Source organism: Pedobacter sp. GR22-6 (assembly GCF_037402555.1).
Taxonomy (GTDB): Bacteria; Bacteroidota; Bacteroidia; order Sphingobacteriales; family Sphingobacteriaceae; genus Pedobacter.
Genome location: NZ_JBBEUC010000001.1, coordinates 1,561,570 through 1,580,885, shown reverse-complemented (window position 1 = coordinate 1,580,885; position 19,316 = coordinate 1,561,570). Strand labels below are relative to the sequence as shown.

Below are 19,316 nucleotides of genomic sequence, written 5' to 3'. Positions count from 1 at the left end.
GGATTCTAATAAACCGTAATGTTGGACAACAAAGGTCTGTCCTTTACTTTATCACTTTCATTTTTAATGATGAAGTATACATTATGCATCTTGCCATCTGTAACTGCTTCAATTGGGATAACCGGAGTTCTGGATGTAGATCCTGCCAGCAATTTTCCATTTGCATCGTCAAGTCTGACTTCTATGGAGTAATTGACATCTCCAGCCATATTTACTATTGCAAGTTTGAAACCAGTAACACCAGTCAGGTCAATTTGTCTTAAAATGATTCTTCCATCTTTTTGAGGGAATATGAGCGCCTTTTCATTATTGTAGTCCCTGCGCCCAAAATCCGGAGCATCCTTGATGTCATCAGCCTCCAGGATATTACTATTAAGGTTCACAACATTTGTAGCGCTTAAAGATTTCAAGCCTAGTGCAGCCATTCCCATGTCGGAATATGTTGCTTTAATTGCCATTACCGGTTTGTTTTTATTTACTGTTGCAGGAGGTATAATTTTACCGACCGCAGGCAGGGAAGGTTTACTTGTAGCCGTGGCACTTAAACTCATGATCCACTCCGCAATTTGCTTCGCTTCGGTCTCTTTCATGGTCGGGTGGGCAGGCATTGGTACTTCTCCCCATACGCCGCCTCCGCCTTTCAGTATCTTGTTACTAATGTAGCTAATGGCTTTGCTGTTCTTTTGATACTTGGTTGAGACCAGCGTAAATGCCGGACCTATAGATTTAGTAGATACCTTATGACAGGCTGCGCAATCTGATTTCATCATCAGGGATTTCCCGACCAGGCTTTGTGCAGCTTGCTGGTGTCCCAATTGTGCCCCTGCCATATCCAATCCTTCAGTGTAAGTATTAGAAACATAAATTCTGCTTTTATTGACTACAGCGCCCTTATCACTTACAACAACCTGATAACCTACAGGCTTCCCTGGAAAATAAAAGCTTTTATTGCCTGAGAGAATAATATCTACTTTGGGATGCTCATTTCCGGCAAACACCGAAATGCTTGCACTTTTTGAAGAGGCTTTATTATTGTCAATCACTTCTACACTGGTTGGATATTCACCTGCTTTTGTAAAAGTATGTTGCAATTCGGGCTTATTTGTAGTTTTCTTTAATCCTTTACCCAAATTCCAAATATAAGTAAGCACATCGCCATCGTCAGGATCTGTTGCATCTACTTTCGCAATCAACTGATAAGGTAATAAACCGCTGGTTTTTTCTATCCGAAGGTTCTTAACAGAAGGGGGGCGGTTACCGTCCAAATAATCTATTCTTACCAAACCCGCATCAGGATTTTTAGCAAACCACCCTTTCCCATATTCCAAAATATACAATTTGTTATCCGGTCCGAGTTCCATATCTATAGGTGCCGCAAAAGACATGTTATTCAGAAAAGGCTCCATGCTTTGATAATCTCCTGTTGGAGACATGGTCACTGCTTTTATCCAGCCACGCACCCATTCGTATATGAGCAGTTTTCCGTTATAATAGGCCGGATAAGCAGGTACACCTGCTTTTGGCCAATATACCGGCCCAGCCATTGCTGTGCGGCCTCCGCCGCCTACTTGCGGAAACTCTTTAGATTGTGCATAAGGATACCATATGTAAGCCGGCTGTGCTGGTGGTAATTGAGTATGACCTGTATTATTTGGTGAATTATTGAGTGCTAAAGCTGGATCAAAAGCAGCACCAGAGGTTCCATTTGTAAAATCATAAGCTTTGTAGGGATAATTATTCCCAATAAATAAAGGCCATCCAAAGTTACCAGCTTTACGGGCCTGGTTGATCTCATCATAGCCACGCGGCCCCCTCGATTCATCGTCATTGTTCGCATCCGGCCCCACTTCACCCCAATACAAAAAACCAGTTTTTTGATCTACCGAAATACGGTAGGGGTTTCTATTTCCCATCACATAAATCTCGGGCTTGGCTTTAGTATCATTTTTAGGGAATAAATTACCATCTGGAATGCTGTAAGTCCCATCTGTATTTAATTTGATTCTCAAAATCTTACCCCTGAGGTCATTGGTATTACCTGCAGATCTCCTGGCATCATATTGATGAAGACCCGGCCTGTTGTCCAAAGGAGCATAACCTTTGTTCACATATTGCTGTTTAGGCACATCAAAAGGTGTAGAATTGTCTCCGGTAGAAACGTATAAATATCCCTCTGGCCCAAAAGCAATAGAACCGCCTGTATGACAGCAAATTTCTCTTTGCGAATAAAATTCGAGTACTACTTTCTCAGAACTAAGGCTAATCTTATCGTTAACGAGTTTAAACCTTGACAATCTGTTTACAGAAGTCTTCAAAGGACTGTAGAAAAGGTATACAAACTGATTAGTCGTGAAATTAGGGTCTACAGCCATTCCCAACAAACCTTCTTCTGCATTTACATCAGGTGTATTTGTTTTTGAATAAACCTCAAGTTTACCCGCCTCTGTGAGTTTCTTTGTCTTGTTCTTATAAAGCATCACTTCTCCACGGCGTTGTGCAATCAGTACGTCCAGATTAGGTAAAACTGCAATTTCTGTGGGTTCAGTAAACTGTCCCTGCACCAGGCTTACTTTTACAAATCGGTCTTGGTCTGGCGTATCAATTTTTGTTTTTGTGGATCTTGCATCTGTATTTCGTGCAAATGGAAATATTGCTGCCATGGCAATGCCAGATAGCAATAAGGCAAAAGGTGTCTTCATTAAGCTTATATTGTGTGTTGGTTTCGATTATAAATATAGAGCTTAAATAATTAAGTTGAAAAAATTATATTTACTAACTAATTTTTATTGCTATGAAACTGAAAACCTTGCTATCGCTGGCTGCTCTTTTATTGATCATCAACACGGCCTTTGGCCAAACCAGTCCATTACCTGCAAATGAGGTATTAAATAATGCACTAAAAAAGGCTAAAGCAGAAAAGAAAAGTGTATTGCTCGTATTTCATGCCTCATGGTGTGGATGGTGCCGAAAAATGGACGCAAGCCTTAACGATCCGGCTGTGAAGCCGTATTTCGACAAGAACTATATCATTGCAGACATTGTAGTTTATGAATCTAAAGGCAAAGAAAATCTGGAAAACCCCGGTGCGGCAGACTTGTTGAAAAAATACAACAATGCAGACCAGGGCTTGCCTACATGGCTGGTATTTGATGCAAAAGGAAGCCTGATCGCAGATTCCCAAATGAGGCCGGAAGGTGTTGCACAAACTGCTAAAGGGGAAAATGTAGGCTGTCCTGCGAAAAAAGAAGAAGTAGCCTATTTTGTAAGCACCTTGAAAAAATCATCTAAATTGACTGAAAAGGAGTTAGGAGCCATCACTACTGTATTCCGAAAAAACGAAGTGGGTCACTAAGGAGGCATTTTTACAGATCTATAAAAGCAGAGGTTAGTTAATCAACCTCTGCTTTTTTTTAATTTTTTTTTTGCGCTTCAATCAGATAAAAAGGAGGAGGAAAGTGTTTTTTTTACACTCATCAGTTGGCCTCTGGCCTGTATCCTCGCTATAAGAGACAATCCAATTTAAATTTGAGGTTGGAAAATAGTTTTAGCAATCAAAATAAGCCTTATTTATTGATTAATAGGTATAGTTGTTTTTTGTAACAAAATTCTTATTTTGCAGCCCCTTTAATCAAATATGAAATTATTACTTTTAAATCTTTTTAAACCAAATCACACAATATGAAGCTTAATTACTTAAGGTTAGGAACAACGGCTTTTGTCTGGTTGTTAGGAACCGCGATTGTATCCGGTCAGCAACTGGCCGATCAACCGGAAATTAACCTGAACGATCTTGCATCGTTTAAAACGCCGGGGCAAACCTGGACGCTTGCTGGTGGGGTCGTTGCTAATCTGAACGAACAGAATGCATTGACTTTTACCAAGGGTACAGGGGTACTGGTTAATCTGCCAACAAAAAAGAACAACGGTTCTGATTTATTCACCGTTGGTACTCACGGAGATCTGGTACTTGAACTGGACTATCTCTTGGCGAAGGGCGCCAATTCAGGTATCTATTTTCAAGGTGCCTATGAATTACAATTAGAAGATTCCTGGACCAAAACAACGCCTTTATCTTCTACCAATGGTGGTATTTATGAGCGTTGGGATGATTCAAAGCCGGAAGGGCAAAAAGGCTTTGAAGGTTATGCACCACGTCAGAACGTCTCAAAGGCACCTGGAGTATGGCAACACCTAAAAGTGGTATTCCTGGCACCTCGCTTTGATGCAGCAGGAAATAAAACAGCTAACGCAAAATTTGTGACGGTAGAACTTAACGGTGTACAAATTCACGACAACGTGCAATTATTTGGCTCAACAAGGGGAGGAGCTAAAGAAAGTGCATCAGGACCTTTGCGCCTGCAAGGAGATCACGGTGCAGTTGCATTCAAGAACATTAAAATTTCGAAGCTGAACAATGAACAGTTGAACAGCAGAAGAGGAGGCAGTGATGCAGATCCAATCCTTATAGAAGCTCCAGTAAATACCATGATCCGCAGTTTCGTGGACATCTCAGGTGGACCACGTGTTGTACACGCTATTTCTATCGGTAGTCCTCAGAAAGTTCACTATGCTTATGACCTGGATAACGGTTTGCTTTTCCACGCATGGAGAGGCGATTTCGTTGATGCCACTCCAATGTGGGACGGTAGGGGTAATGGTTCATCAAGACCAAGAGGTACCGTTACAACATTCTTTAAAAAGCCGGCGCCTACATTAGCAAAATTGGCCGATGCAAATGCAGTATGGCCAGTTGATACTACTGGCACAAGCTTCAGAACTAAAGGGTATACCGTAGATACACAGGATCGCCCAACTTTCCAGTATAATGTATTTGGTGCTAAAGTAACAGATCAGATCCGTGTAACCGAAAGTGGCGAAGGTCTGATCAGATCAATCAGTACTGATAAACCAGTTGACAATCTTTATGCATTACTTGCTGAAGGTTCAAATATCGAAGACTTAGGCAAAGGCTTATACCTGATCAACGGTCAGTCGTATTTGAAATTTGAAGATCCCAAAACCAAACCTGTAATCAGGGAGGCTAATGGAAAGAAAGAATTAGTGGTGCTACTTCGCGGTCAATTAAATTATTCAATTTTATTTTAATCGGGATTAGGAGATAAAGATGAAACATACTTTTAAAATGCTGGCAATGCTGGCTTTAAGCTTTAGTACAACGGTGTTTGCCCAGGATGCACCAAAAGAAGAGGATTTTTACCGCGTCAATAAGGTAAGAATGCCAGAAGGACCTATCCTGGAAGTGGGCGGATTGGTGACTATGCCTAATGGCGACCTTGCCATCTCTACAAGAAGAGGTGAAGTTTACATTGTAGAAAACCCAACCAGTACCAGACCTTATTTCCGTAGGTTCGCTTATGGTTTACATGAAATACTCGGCTTAGCCTATAAAAATGGCGCGCTATATTGCGCACAGAGGGGTGAACTGACCAAATTGGTTGATACTGATATGGATGGTAAAGCTGATGTTTACGAAACTGTATATGCATGGCCGTTGAGTGGTCACTATCATGAATATAGCTTCGGTCCGAAGATCGCTCCTGATGGTTCCTTTTTCGTAACAGGTAACGTAGCTTTCGGTGACGAAATGTGGTATCGTGGTGAAAGCCGTGTGCCAATGCGTGGATGGACAATGAACATCACCGAAGACGGTGTGATGAAGCCATTTGCTACCGGTATGCGTTCTCCTGCTGGTTTGAACGTGATCGACGGTCAATTGTATTATACAGATAACCAGGGTGACTGGTTTGGTTCCGGTGCAATCTGGAAAGTTAACAAAGGCGATTTCTTGGGACACCCAGCTGGTTTGAGATGGACTGGAAGATCCGACTCTCCGGTTAAATTGACTGAAGAGCAATTCCGTTCTAAAATCGATGAGAGAAGAGAGGTAAACGCGCAGGGAAGAGCAATCAAACCTGAGAACAGGGTAGACGAGAAATTCAAAATGCTATTTGAAATGAAAAAGGACTTCCCTGAGCTGAGGTTGCCATCTGTATGGTTACCATATGGTATTTTAGGTATCTCTACTTCAGAGCCTGTTAAAATCCCTGCTGGCAATTTTGGTCCTTTCGAAGGTCAGTTATTAGTAGGAGATCAGGGAATGAGTATCATCTCAAGGGTCTTCATGGAAACTGTCAATGGTGTAGAACAAGGAGCCTCATTCATGTTCAGAAGCGGATTCCGCTCAGGAGTATTGAGATTAGCCTGGGGTACTGATGGTTCATTATTCGTAGGAGAAACCAACCGTGGTTGGGGTTCTGCAGGTGACGCCAACGAAGGACTTGAGCGCTTGGTTTATAACAAAGACAAAACACCTTTCGAGATGAAAGCTGTGCGCGCGATGTCTGATGGCTTCGAAATCGAATTCACCAAACCAGTTGATGTAAAGTCTGCACAGGATCTTGCTTCTTATAGTGTAGAGAGCTACTTGTACAAATACCATCCGGTCTATGGTTCACCTCCAGTAAACAAAGAAACCTTAAAAGTTAAAGGTGTTAAAGTTTCCGCTGATGGTTTGAAAGCCCGGATCATTGTAGATAACCTGCGTCAGTATTACATCCACACCATTATGTTGGAAGGTGTAAAAGCTAGTGAGAATTCTGGTGCATTATTACACCCAATTGCTTATTACACATTAAATAGTATTCCAACAGGAGAGAAGCTGTCAATGAGCGAAGTCAGCACTAAAAACTCTGCTACTGAAAAAGTAGTTGCTGCCACAGCCGCTGTTAAAAAAGGACAGGTGAAAAAAGCAGACGCCGCAGTGAAGTCTGGAGTTGCAAAAGAGAAAGCTGCTGCTACCGGTAAAACCGTAGCGGTACCTGCTGCTGCACCTACTTATGCTCAGGTAAAAGGTCTGTTGACTTCTTACACTTGCGTAGCTTGTCACAATCCTACCAAAAAACAGATCGGACCTGCATTTATTGATGTAGCAAAACGTAAGTACTCAAATGAGAAAATTGTTTCACTGATCCACAACCCTCAGCCGGAAAACTGGCCAGGTTATGCGACCGAAATGCCGCCTATGCCACAGGTAACAAAGGCAGACGGACTTAAAATTGCAGCATGGATCAACTCTCTGAACAAGTAGTGACTTAGTGTTTTTTATACAATATTAAAAAAAACGGCATAATACTTCATTTCTTGAAGGTTATGCCGTTTTTTTTAGATAATTTAGTCACTCAATAAAAACCATTATAAACTCATGAGTACACTTCACTACTACGATTACATTGTATTTTTTGTTTACTTTATAATCGTGTCATCTTACGGATTTTACATCTATTACAAGAAGAAATCCGCCACAAGCGATTCTAAAGATTATTTTCTGGCAGAGGGTTCATTAACCTGGTGGGCTATCGGCGCATCACTGATCGCTTCAAACATATCTGCGGAACAAATGATTGGAATGAGTGGTTCAGGCTTCAAGCTTGGTCTCGCGATTTCTGCCTATGAATGGATGGCTTCAGCGACTTTGATCATCGTAGCCATATTCTTCATGCCGGTGTATCTGAAGAATAAGATCTTCACCATGCCTCAGTTCCTGAGTCAGCGCTACAATGAAAAGGTAGCTATGATTATGGCTGTGTTCTGGTTGATGTTGTACATCGTGGTTAACCTGATGTCTATTCTTTATCTGGGTGCTTTAGCAATCAGCGGAATCTCGGATCTACCGATTACTTTCTGTATCCTTGGTCTGGCCGTATTCGCCATCATCATCACCTTGGGTGGTATGAAGGTTATTGGTTACACAGATGTTATACAGGTATTTTTCCTGGTATTGGGAGGTTTAGTAGCAAGTTACATTGCTTTAAATATGATCTCCGGTCAACAGGGTATTACCAAAGGCTTTACCATACTAACAGAAGGTGCTTCAGAACATTTCCATCTCATTTTCAAAAAGGATAATCCAAATTATATGGATTTGCCAGGCCTGAGTGTATTGATCGGTGGTATGTGGATTGCAAACTTAAGCTACTGGGGCTGTAATCAATACATTACTCAAAGAGCGCTTGGCGCATCCCTTCCAGTTGCAAGGTCAGGTCTGTTATTCGCTGCATTCTTAAAAATGCTAATGCCTGTGATCGTTGTAATTCCAGGTATTGCAGTATATTATATCATCAAAGAAAAAATCCCTGGATCCATTACCTCAGAGAGTTTACTGACTGCTTCCGGCGTTACCGATCCTAATAAAGCATATCCTGCATTACTAGGTTTGTTGCCGATCGGACTTAAAGGACTTTCATTCGCAGCGCTTACTGCTGCTATCGTAGCTTCCCTGGCTGGTAAGGCCAACAGTATCGCGACGATCTTTACACTGGACATTTATAAAAAGGCATTCAATTCCAATGCAGGTGAAACAAAGTTGGTGAATGTGGGTAAACTTACCGTGGTAGTTTCTATGTTGCTTGCTGTAGTGCTTTCACTAATTGTGGGTGATGCACTGATGGGTGAGGGTAAGCAAGGCTTCCAATACATACAGGAGTATACAGGCTTTGTTTCTCCCGGTATCTTTGCCATGTTTATCCTGGGCTTCTTCTGGAAAAAAACAACATCTAATGCGGCTTTATTTGCAACCGTAGGTGGGTTTGTCGTTTCAGTAATCCTGAAGTTCTTACCAGGATGGACGGATCTTTCTTTCCTAAATGAAATCGGATGGGCAGTAGCCAATGCCGATGGCATATTTGAAATTCCTTTTATGGACAGAATGGTGATCGTATTTGCTTTCTGTATCATCGGAATGTATTTCATCAGTATCTATGAAACCAAGAAAGGTGTTCAGACCAATGGTCTGGAAGTGGATGCAAGTATGTTCAAGGTATCGACCTCTTTTGCAATCGGTTCACTGATCATTTTCGCTATGCTTGTAGCACTTTACTCTGCATTCTGGTAGCCAGATATAATTGATAAAAGAAAAGGCGTTCTGAATCACTTCAGAACGCCTTTTTTATAAGGTAAAAATGGAGTGTAGCTAGTATTTAAACACTTTACCACCTACCATCACTTCCTGTGTTTTCTCATCAAATGTTGCTTTCTGGCCTGTTCTCGCTGCAGCATTGGTCATGATATTTGCTATAGAATGGTAATACCCTGCTTCTACAGGTGCATTTGTCTCTTTCCTGCTCCTGATGCATTCCATCCAATTGCGCATGTGCGCAGAGGTCAGCTTATCACCTCCTGTATTTGCTGATGCTGCTACCTTCTCTACCATATCCGTCAACTTCAGTTCAGGCAATAGATTTGGCTGCATTTTCATTGCAGCTGCAGCATTTTTACCTAAGCCTCCTTTCGGAGATACTGTATTTGTGATCAAATTAAGCTCCCCACCATTAGAGTAATAAATCTCCGCAGGATTTTCATCACCATTGTGCATTCTTGATGTAAACACCACCTGGAAGCCATTAGTTGGATCATTTTCTTTTCCATAGTCAAATACAGCAGTAGTGGTATCCCAATTCCTACGACCATCTTTCCATTGATAGATACCGCCATTTGCTACCACACTTCTAGGATGTTTCAGTCCGGTAAACCAATGGACAGTATCAATTTGGTGTGACATCCACTGACCTGGCATTCCTGATGAATAGGGCCAGAACAGGCGGTATTCCAAATATTTACGCGGATCCCATTCTTCGAATGGACGATTGATCAAAAAGCGCTTCCAGTCAGTATCCTCCTGTTTTAATCTGGCTACCAGGTCTGGCCGGCGCCATCTGCCTGGCTGGTTAACATTCCAACTCAGTTCTACCATTGTGATGTCACCAAACTTGCCATCTTTAATAAATTTTGAAGCAGCGTGATAGTTCGTTCCACTTCTTCTTTGAGAACCGATCTGCAGGATCTGTTTAGATCCTTTTACAGCTTTCAATGCTGCACGTGCATCAGACATCGTCTCTGCGAAAGGCTTCTCACAATATACGTCACACTTATTGTTCACAGCTTCGATGGCATGAGTCGCATGTTGAAAATCTGGTGTACTAATGATTACAGCGTCAATATCCTTCAACCCATAAAGCTCATCGTTGTTGCGGCAAGCAGTGATGTCGTGTCCGAATTTATTCTTTAAATGATCTACACCTAAGCCTCTGCGGTAATTCCATAGATCGGAAACTGCAACGATATCAAAATTCAGTTCTTTATGATGATTCAAGAAACTTGGAAGCAAGGAATCCTTAAATCTGTCAGAAAAGCCTACCACACCAACTCTCACACGGTCATTCGCGCCAATGATATTTCCGTAACTCTTAGCACTCATACCCATCGTACCCAGATAGGTACCTGCAGCAGCAATACCTGCCTGTTTTATAAATTTTCTTCTTGACTCTAACATGGTCTATATTTGATTTATAGTGTCTTAATTTTTATGCTTCTGAAAAATACCTGATCACCATGATCCTGTAGCAGGATATGACCTTTAGGAGCCATACCGAAATTTTTCCAATCCTTATATTTACTTCCTGCCACCAGTTCCTTAAATTCTGCTGAGCCCCTGGTATATTCTGTAATCTTAAATCCGTTCAACCAATATTCAACTTTATTGTTTGGAAATACCCTGATCAACCCTCTGTTCCATTCTCCGATCTTACGTTGCGCATTCGGGATTTTCTTACTGGTGATCAGGTCATATAATGAGCCCAGTGTACGGTTCCCATTTTTACCAAGTTTAGCATCAGGATGTCTTACATCATCCAAAATCTGGTATTCAAGTCCGATTGCAGAACCTTTTGTTTGCTCTGAAAGGGTTACAAAGTATTTAACACCACTGTTTGCACCTTCAGTCAATTTAAAATCAAATTTGAGCTCAAAAGCGCTATATTGTTTCTCGGTTACGATGTCGCCACCATTAGTAGACTCTGCACCGTTAGATTTTTCTACGCTTAGCTCACCATCCTTGATTAACCATCCTTTTTCCGGAAATACACCCTTACGTGCGCCAACCCAACCTTTAGTAGTTTTTCCATCCCAAAGCAACGAATAACCTTCTGATTTTTCCTGTTTGGATAGATCGTTTGGTATCATATTAACTACAAAAATATTGTCCATTTTGCTAGGCTTCAGGTTTTCCGTCTGAATACGGATGTTTCTCCATTTGATTTGTTTTCCTGGCTGATCATTTTTATCGATCGAATGTACCTGCAGAGCGATGAATCCAGAAAGGGTCAGGTTATCTACCACATTTGCAGTTGGCACACCATTCACCCAGGTGCGAATAGAACTTCCAATACATTCTACACGGTATTTGTTCCAAACTCCTTTTTTAAATGCTTCTTGTCCCTTAGGATTGATATCAAGGGGATATAACCAACCTCTGCGTGCCTCGTCATATAAACCGCCGCTCCATTTCCGGTCAGAAGGATCTATTTCTACCTGGTAACCGTGAACGCGACCGTTCTGATAATCGGCACTGCTCAGACTTCTGATCTGTACACCCGAATTCATCGAATTGTCTACCAATAGTTCCAGTTCAAGAATAAAATCCCCATAATTCTTCTCGGTGGCTAAAAATGAATTGGGTGTATTGGAAACCGTAGTTCCTACGATCTCACCATTTACCACTTCATACTTTGCCTGTCCGTTCAATTGTTTCCATCCCTGCAGATCTTTTCCGTTAAAAAGCTGCTGCCACTTCCCAGTTTGGGCATATGATGCTACCGGGGCGGTTCCCAGCATCAACGCTGCCAAAACTACTAGTCCTGTTTTTTTCATTTGTATATTAATTGTGTTTAGTGTATGCTATTTTTTACTGAAGTCTTTTGCTTGCTCATCCAAAACCGCGGCATTTGGGGTTTCTCCGGAATTGACAATAACCCTATATTTAAAAGTTATAGACTGGCCGGGCTTTAAAACCAGGTTCAATTTTTCTTTACCGTTGCTGAATACTTCCTGTCCAAGCGGATTTGCCGCAAACAAACCATAATCACGGGCATGCCAGTAAGTAGGATAACCCGGATTTTTTGGATGGTCTATCATCGCTACCGAGATCGGCTGACCTTCTTTATTGGCATAAAGCAGACACCATACAGCCCTGGTTCCCCAGACCCCGGCACCTTTTGTACCCGTGCTCGTTAAATAATTACCGTTGGCACCATTGCCGGAGGCTGAAACTTTGGTCACATTTCCCTGACTATCTGTAAATTCCTCTATCTTATCTGTAGCAAACTCGAGTTCTTTAGTAAGCCGCAATCCCAGCATCCCGTCCTTTACATCCTTAAATCTCACCGTATCCTGCATCGCTGTTAGTGTAGTAATCCTGTCTATATTCCTTGAACTGGTTGTACCAGAAAATAAAAACGTCGTCTTTTCCTTCAATAATACTTTCGCTGCCTGGTTCTCCCAGTTGGCTGAATAGCTTAAAGTTCCCTGATTTTTACTTTCTTTTACCGCTTCAACTTTAACATTTCTGATCCAGCCATATTTCGATTTTTTATCGGCAGGAATGTTGTAAGAGTTGTTCCAGAAATCCAATCCATTTACACTTTCATAATTCAGCCACAGCCCAACATGGTGTGGATGGTCTACACGTTCACCTTCCCTTGTATTTAAAGGAAATCCACGCGTTAACAACTGCCCATTTGCAGCTAGAATAGGGTAGAGTACAGGCTTCTCCAGATTGTCCGGATATATAAATGTGGTGAAGTGTTTTCCGCCAATATTAACCTCTACACTCTTCTTGTCATCATGTCTCAAAAAGGAGACTTTCTCGGTTTGGGCATTGAGGTGCAAGCTAAAAAGGCAACAGGCGCTGAGCAAAATTTTATTTTTCATATTTGGTTGAAGGCAATGGTCTATTGTCAGATCAAAAGTCAGGTTAAATATAACTTTCTTAAAAGTAATTCATTCAGAAAAATGGCTATTCGTATTGAAAAATTACGAAAACGATTGCGCTATTTTTCGGGAGAAATGGGGAATTAGCCTTATACTTGTAAGGTAGAAAAACGCAGTCTAAATGAACCGTAAGCACTTTTTATCTTTCGTGATTACAGCTGGTGCGCTGAGCTTCGGCGAAAAGGGCCGGGCAGCCTCCATAAAAGATAACAGGGAGTTCAGAAACCGCATTCCACCTTACCTCAAAACAGGTGATACCATCGGCATTACCAGCCCGGCCAGCTTTATTACCCGTGCAGAAATTCAACCTGCAGTTGCCCTGCTGGAAAGCTGGGGCTTCCGTACCAAAATTGGAAAAACCATTGGCAACAGGGATTTTAACCTGGGCGGAACTGACCTGGAAAGGACTTCAGATTTCCAGGAAATGTTGGACGATACAGCAGTAAAAGCCATTCTATGTGCCAGGGGCGGTTATGGTGTGGTCAGGTTGATCGACCAACTCAATTTCAGACAATTTAAGAAGCATCCCAAATGGCTGATCGGTTTCAGCGACATCACCTTACTTCATACGCATATCAATAGCAATTTTGGAATAGCCTCCATCCATTCCAAAATGTGTAATAGCTTTCCAAGTATATGGGAAGAGGCATCCCCTATACAGACAGAAACCATATTATCTATTCGCCAGGTGCTTACAGGTCAGGCTGTACGTTATACAGCGCCATACCACAGCAGCAACAGGCAGGGAAGGACCGAAGGTATCCTTGTCGGAGGTAACCTCAGCATGATTGAAACTGCCGCAGGCAGTCCTTCCGATTTAAAAACAGCAGGTAGGATCTTATTCCTAGAAGACACCAATGAACCGCTTTACAGCCTTGACAGAATGCTTTGGAACCTCAAGCGCAGCGGAAAGCTGGAAAAGTTAAAGGGATTGATTATCGGCGGCTTCAGATTGAAACCGGAAGCTCCGGGTGATGAATTTGGTAAGGATCTTCAGGAAATTGTTATGGAGAAGATTAAAAGTTACAATTATCCGGTTTGTTTTGACTTTCCTGTAGGCCATCAGGTCAATAATTTCGCACTCAAATGCGGCGCAGCACATATTCTTAATGTAGATCAAAATGGCAGCACACTTACCTCCATCTAATCCGGCTCCCATTCGCCTTTCAGAACTCACTCGTTGGCTCCAGCAGACGATTGAAGGCGTATTCGGTCAGCAAAGTTTCTGGATAATTGCTGATGTAACCAACTACACCTACAAACCACAAAGCAATTACCATTATTTCGAATTGGTCGAAAAAGATAAATCTTCCTCCAAGATCCTCGCGAAGATTGCTGGGAGGGCATGGGGAAATGCATCTATAAATATCTCTAATTTTGAAAAGGCTACCGGACAGAAGTTCAGAAACGACATCAATGTACTCATTCAAGTCAGCGTACAGTATAATCCTTCATTCGGACTGCAGCTCAACCTGATTGACATAGATACCAACTTTACTCTAGGGCAATTTGAACAACAGCGTAAAGCTACCCTGGAAAGATTAGTGAGAGAGAACCCTGATTTCATTCAGAAGCAGGGGGAGGAGTACCTCACCAGAAATGGTTCGCTTAAGCTAAACAACGTCATACAGCGAATCGCAGTGCTTTCTTCGGAGACATCCGCTGGTTACCTGGATTTTAAACACACCCTGGACCACAATGCCTTTAACTATAGGTTTGAAATCGACAATTATTTTACACTGGTGCAGGGAGAGGTGAATGCCAGGCAAGTCCTGACCAAACTAATCGAAGTATTTCAGTCAGGAAAACCTTATGATGTATTGGTAATCATCAGGGGCGGGGGAGCGCAAATGGATTTCCTGATCTTTGACAATTATGACCTGAGCCGGGCCATCGCCAGATTTCCCATCCCCGTGATCACCGGGATAGGTCATCAAAAAAATGAAACGATTGCCGACCTCATGGCGCATACTGCAACAAAAACACCTACTAAAGTGGCGGAGTTCATCATTGCCCACAACCGAAACTTTGAAGAATCAATACTCAATCTTCAGAAAATGATGTTGATCAAAACCTATCAGCTGATCAACCTTCAAAAAGACAGACTCGTACAACTCAACAACAATATCATTCATACCAGTAGGAATTCAATTCATCGAAACCAGCATGGACTAATGAACCTGTCAGCAACAATCCTTACCAATCCAAAAATCATTATATCCAACCGAAAAAAGGACCTCAGCAACCTATCCAGCAATCTACAATCTTACAGCAAAATGTATTTTGTCAACAAAGAGGCTTACCTGGGTCATTTCATCTCCATAATGAAGTTGATGAGTCCGCAAAACATCCTCAATAAAGGCTTTGCCATTATCAAAGTAAACAACAAAATTGTCAGCAACGCTGACGGCATTGAAAAAGGAACTGAACTGACAGTTCAATTTGCCGATACCCAAATTAATACCACCGTAAATGATAAAACCAAACACAATGGATCAGAATTTAACCTATGAAACTGCCTACAGAGAACTAACTGAAATTGCACATGAAATCGAAACAGAATCGGTATCTGTAGATGTGCTGGCCGAGAAAGTAAAGCGGGCCTCTGAACTGATCGAATTTTGTCAGCAAAAACTGAGGGCGACAGAAACAGAGGTCAATAAGGTTATTAAACAAATGGAAAATCCACAATAGCTATAGCCATTTATTAGTCTGATACCATTCCAAAGTCTTCGAAAGGCCCTTTTCAAGATCAAAATCAGGTTGATATGCCAAATCTTTCCTGGCATTTTCGATGTTACATGCCCAATTGACAGCGGTTAGCTCAGCCATTTTTTCTTTGTTCAAGGCAGGTGTAACCTTACTGTTTTTATACAGTAAATCCATCAGTGCAGCCATCGCAGCCACAACAAAAACAGGGAGGTGAAATTTCAAAACCCGCTTATTCAGCAATTTTTTAGTCAATTGACCCAGCGCATATCTGTCATAGACCCGACCGTCTGCAATATTATAACTTTTATTAACTTGCTTCACAAACAACGCGCTGATAATCACCTTAGCTAAATCTTCGACATATACAAAGCTTAGTTGTTGTCTAAAGTTACCGATATAAGGTTCCAGTCCCTGGTTGATGCTTTTGAATAAAATAAAAATGTCTTTTTCACGCGGACCATATACTGCGGTAGGCCGAATGACCAATAAAGGCAATCCGGACACCTCTTTTAAAAAGGACTCTGCAAGCAATTTACTTGCGCCATAACTGGTTACCGGATGTCCAGGGCTATCGTCTTCGATCCTTTCACTAAGTTCAGTAAGTGGTCCCAAAGCAGCGAGGCTGCTTACAAAAACAAATTTTTCCAAAGGAATATCCGCAGAAACCGCAGCCAATGCAAGGTTTCGTGTATAATCAGCATTCACCAGATTGTATTCCGCAGCAGTTTTTGCTTTCGTGATCCCAGCTGCATGGATAACGTATGCATATTGCATTTCTTCCAGCTGGATTTTTAATTCTTCTACAGAATTATAATTCAAATCAACATATTGAATATCAAAAGCACTCAAATGAACTCGGTCACTGCTTTTGCGGACTGCCGCATATACTTGCAAACCTGCTTGCAGGGCTTTTTCGATCAGATGATAACCGACAAAACCTGTCGCACCAGTGATCAATACCCGTTTACTCATATCTGCTTTTCGTAAATTCGGTATTTTTTATAAGGGTCACCTTTGATGGCTTTGATCGCATTATTCACCAGATCATTATGCTCCAGGGTCCAGCTGGCTTCTGCGTATTTCAACCCTTTCGCACGGTAGGCTTTGATGATATTTCCATAAATACAGGCTTCAATTCCCAGTTTACGGTAGCCATCGACTACGCCCAGAAGCAAAATACGGATGCCGGTTACCTTCTTCTTACCAAACAACAGTTTGAAGATGCCAGTAGGCAATAGCCTGCCTTTTTTGATCTTGATCTGTATCTGGTTCATATCCGGGATGGCTGCACCGAAGCCAACAAGTTTGCCTTCGTGTTCTGCTACCAAACAAAAATCCGGATCCAGTACCAATTTAAGGTCTTTGGCTTGATAATCAAATTCTTCATCATTCAATGGAACAAACCCCGTATTCTTATCCCATGCCTTATTGTAAACTTCACGAAGACTCGCGGCCTCCTGTTTAAAATTCTTCATGTTGATCTTACGAATGGTAATGTCACTCCGTTTCAGACGATCCTGAAGTCGATCCATCAGTTTAACCGACCGGTCATCGTAATTGTCACCGGTAAATCTCCAGGCGAGCAGGTCAACCTGCTTCGTTAAGCCCCATCCTTCCAATAATCCAGGATAATAGTTGGCATTGTACGGCATCATCACCACAGGCGGACTGTCAAATCCTTCAATCAGTAAACCACAGGATTCGTTGGTAGAGAAATTAACGGGCCCCATGATTTTACCTTGAACACCTTTCTCTTTCAACCATGAGGACGCAGTATCCAGCAATTGGTTAGCCGATTGCTGGTCGTTGATGCAATCGAAAAAACCAAAAAAACCGTCGTTGGCATTGTTCATCCTGTTATGGCTATTATTCAGTATGGCTGCAATTCTGCCCACCACCTGATCACCTTTATACAGAAGAAAGCATTGAAGAGCGGAGTGTTTATGAAAGGGATGTGTGGTCAACAAATCCTTTTGAGCGATGAACAATTCGGGCACGTAATTAGGATCTCCCTGATAGAGTTCATGAGGAAAATCGATAAACGTAGCGAGATCTTTTTTGCTGTTTACTGCAACGATGCTGTTCATATCGTTACCGGAGATAATTTTACTTCAATCTCTTTAGCTGCTGCTGCAATCTTCTCTACAGCTTCTTCGATCTGCGCGAAAGTATGCGTAGCCATCAAAGAAAAACGGATCAGCGAAGCGTCAGAAGGAACAGCAGGGGAGACTACCGGGTTCACAAAAATACCATTCTTACTCAGGATATTGGTAATCATGAAAGTCTTGTCATTATCCCTGATATAAACCGGAATAATCGGACTGTCGGTATGCCCAATATCAAAACCAGCATCAAGTAACAATTTTTTAGCGTGGTTGGTATTGGCCCAAAGCTGATCAATACGTTCAGGTTCTGATTCTATGATGTCAAGCGCAGCGATTACACTCGCTACTGCTGAAGGAGGCATACTTGCACTGAACATCAATGAACGTGCCCTGTGTTTTACAAACTCAATAGTTTCTTCGTCACCGGCAATAAAACCGCCCAATGAAGCAAGCGATTTACTGAAGGTACCCATGATCAAGTCTACTTTGTCTGTAAGTCCGAAATGTGAGGCGGTACCTGCACCGTTCAAACCTATTACACCTAAACTGTGTGCATCGTCCATCATGATGTTTGCCCCGAATTCGTCAGCAATTTTAACGATCTCAGGAAGGTTTACCAAATCACCTTCCATACTGAAAATACCATCTGCAACGATCAGTTTTGCTGCATCTTCAGGCAATCTGCTCAACTTCTTACGCAGATCGTCCATATCGTTGTGCGCATATTTGATCGAACGTGAAAAAGATAACCTGCTGCCATCTATAATGGAAGCGTGGTCGTATTCATCAAGGATCAAGTAATCATTTCTGTCCAGCAGACAAGAGATTACTCCCAGATTCACCTGGAAACCAGTACTGAAAAGTACTGCAGCCTCTTTGCCTACATAAGCAGCCAGTCTACGCTCCAATTCAATATGTATATCTAATGTACCGTTCAGAAATCGTGAACCGGCACAACCTGTTCCGTATTTGTCCACTGCAGCTTTAGCAGCTTCTTTAATTTTTGGGTGGTTGGTTAATCCCAGATAGGAGTTGGAACCGAACATCAGTACTTTCTTCCCGTCTATAATTACTTCTGTATCCTGTCCTGACTCGATTGCACGGAAATAAGGATATAATCCTCTTTCCTTAATTGCTGTTGCGTCTTTAAAAGCCGCTATCCTATCTTGTAATTTTTTGCGCATGCTAGCTAATACTATTTGTTTAGATGACGGGGTTGATTGTGAAATTCAACATTTTTGTCAATATTAAAACTTCCCCAAAGCTAAGATCATAAACACAGAAAACAAAACTTAGGACCAACCAAGATTCAATATATTAATTTTTAAAACAAAAATTACAATCTACTTATAATTTTCTCCTGAAATCTTCGTCTTCTTTGGTTTGTTTGGTTCGCCGGTCTTAGTAACCCTGACTTATCAGGTATAAAAGTCATAAAAATAATTCAACAAAACAACAGGTTGAGGTCAAAAAAAAACGGAGATAGACCTTACGATCTACCCCCGCTAAATTAACGCTCTCAACTATACTAACGAAATGCAGTATCAAACGGTTTTTAAAAAACTTAAAATATTTTAAAAAGAAACAGGGACAGACCTCTAAGGTGTATCCCTGCTATAATGATGGTTAGTCCACCACAGACTAACCTAAACCAAA

14 protein-coding genes are annotated in these 19,316 nt (G+C 41.7%); 7 read left to right on the top strand and 7 right to left on the bottom strand.

Annotation, left to right across the window (positions count from 1 at the left end; translation table 11 throughout):
- Positions 1–5: 5 nt before the first annotated feature.
- Positions 6–2,699: a PQQ-dependent sugar dehydrogenase gene (locus WAE59_RS07405; protein WP_337855303.1), complete on the bottom strand. Its 2,694-nt coding sequence runs from the start codon at positions 2,697–2,699 to the stop codon at positions 6–8.
- A gap of 92 nt (positions 2,700–2,791) precedes the next feature.
- Here WAE59_RS07405 and WAE59_RS07400 point away from each other — a divergent pair, with 92 nt between their 5' ends.
- The 4 genes from WAE59_RS07400 (at position 2,792) to WAE59_RS07385 (ending at position 8,911) form a co-directional block, all read left to right on the top strand.
- Positions 2,792–3,352, top strand: coding sequence for a thioredoxin family protein (locus WAE59_RS07400; protein ID WP_337855302.1), 561 nt, complete (start codon positions 2,792–2,794; stop codon positions 3,350–3,352).
- A 326-nt stretch (positions 3,353–3,678) separates the two neighbouring features.
- Positions 3,679–5,106 (top strand): 3-keto-disaccharide hydrolase, encoded by a 1,428-nt coding sequence (locus WAE59_RS07395; protein WP_337855301.1) that lies wholly within the window; start codon positions 3,679–3,681, stop codon positions 5,104–5,106.
- 19 nt (positions 5,107–5,125) lie between these two features.
- Positions 5,126–7,108 carry a hypothetical protein gene (locus WAE59_RS07390; protein ID WP_337855300.1) on the top strand — a complete coding sequence of 661 codons (1,983 nt, stop codon included), beginning with the start codon at positions 5,126–5,128 and terminating at the stop codon, positions 7,106–7,108.
- 114 nt (positions 7,109–7,222) lie between these two features.
- Complete coding sequence (locus WAE59_RS07385; protein WP_337855299.1) at positions 7,223–8,911, top strand: sodium:solute symporter family transporter; 1,689 nt, start codon at positions 7,223–7,225, stop codon at positions 8,909–8,911.
- A gap of 78 nt (positions 8,912–8,989) precedes the next feature.
- Here the strand turns inward: WAE59_RS07385 and WAE59_RS07380 are convergent, their stop codons facing one another.
- Genes WAE59_RS07380 through WAE59_RS07370 form a run of 3 tightly spaced genes read right to left on the bottom strand, consistent with a single transcriptional unit; the run spans position 8,990 to position 12,783 of the window.
- Entirely contained in the window at positions 8,990–10,348 is a 1,359-nt protein-coding gene (locus WAE59_RS07380) for a Gfo/Idh/MocA family protein (RefSeq protein WP_337855298.1), read from the bottom strand.
- Positions 10,349–10,362: 14 nt separating this feature from the next.
- Complete coding sequence (locus WAE59_RS07375) at positions 10,363–11,724, bottom strand: 3-keto-disaccharide hydrolase (protein WP_337855297.1); 1,362 nt, start codon at positions 11,722–11,724, stop codon at positions 10,363–10,365.
- Between the two features lie 27 nt (positions 11,725–11,751).
- The gene (locus WAE59_RS07370; protein WP_337855296.1) at positions 11,752–12,783 is read right to left on the bottom strand and encodes a PmoA family protein; all 1,032 of its coding nucleotides are present in this window, start codon (positions 12,781–12,783) and stop codon (positions 11,752–11,754) included.
- 181 nt (positions 12,784–12,964) lie between these two features.
- Here WAE59_RS07370 and WAE59_RS07365 point away from each other — a divergent pair, with 181 nt between their 5' ends.
- Genes WAE59_RS07365 through xseB form a run of 3 tightly spaced genes read left to right on the top strand, consistent with a single transcriptional unit; the run spans position 12,965 to position 15,537 of the window.
- Positions 12,965–13,990: a S66 peptidase family protein gene (locus tag WAE59_RS07365; protein WP_337855295.1), complete on the top strand. Its 1,026-nt coding sequence runs from the start codon at positions 12,965–12,967 to the stop codon at positions 13,988–13,990.
- Positions 13,965–15,356, top strand: coding sequence for an exodeoxyribonuclease VII large subunit (gene xseA / locus WAE59_RS07360; RefSeq protein ID WP_337855294.1), 1,392 nt, complete (start codon positions 13,965–13,967; stop codon positions 15,354–15,356). Before WAE59_RS07365 ends, xseA begins: the two co-directional genes overlap by 26 nt.
- A complete protein-coding gene (gene xseB, locus WAE59_RS07355; RefSeq protein WP_337855293.1) occupies positions 15,334–15,537 on the top strand; it encodes an exodeoxyribonuclease VII small subunit in 204 nt (67 codons plus the stop codon). The genes xseA and xseB overlap by 23 nt, the downstream gene beginning before the upstream one ends.
- Here xseB and WAE59_RS07350 read toward each other — a convergent pair whose 3' ends face one another.
- Genes WAE59_RS07350 through spt form a run of 3 tightly spaced genes read right to left on the bottom strand, consistent with a single transcriptional unit; the run spans position 15,538 to position 18,844 of the window.
- Positions 15,538–16,527, bottom strand: a complete 990-nt coding sequence (locus WAE59_RS07350; RefSeq protein ID WP_337855292.1) for an NAD-dependent epimerase/dehydratase family protein — start codon at positions 16,525–16,527, stop codon at positions 15,538–15,540.
- Positions 16,524–17,642, bottom strand: coding sequence for a hypothetical protein (locus WAE59_RS07345; RefSeq protein WP_337855291.1), 1,119 nt, complete (start codon positions 17,640–17,642; stop codon positions 16,524–16,526). The genes WAE59_RS07350 and WAE59_RS07345 overlap by 4 nt, the downstream gene beginning before the upstream one ends.
- Positions 17,639–18,844, bottom strand: coding sequence for a serine palmitoyltransferase (gene spt / locus WAE59_RS07340; RefSeq protein WP_337855290.1), 1,206 nt, complete (start codon positions 18,842–18,844; stop codon positions 17,639–17,641). The genes WAE59_RS07345 and spt overlap by 4 nt, the downstream gene beginning before the upstream one ends.
- Positions 18,845–19,316: the final 472 nt, after the last annotated feature.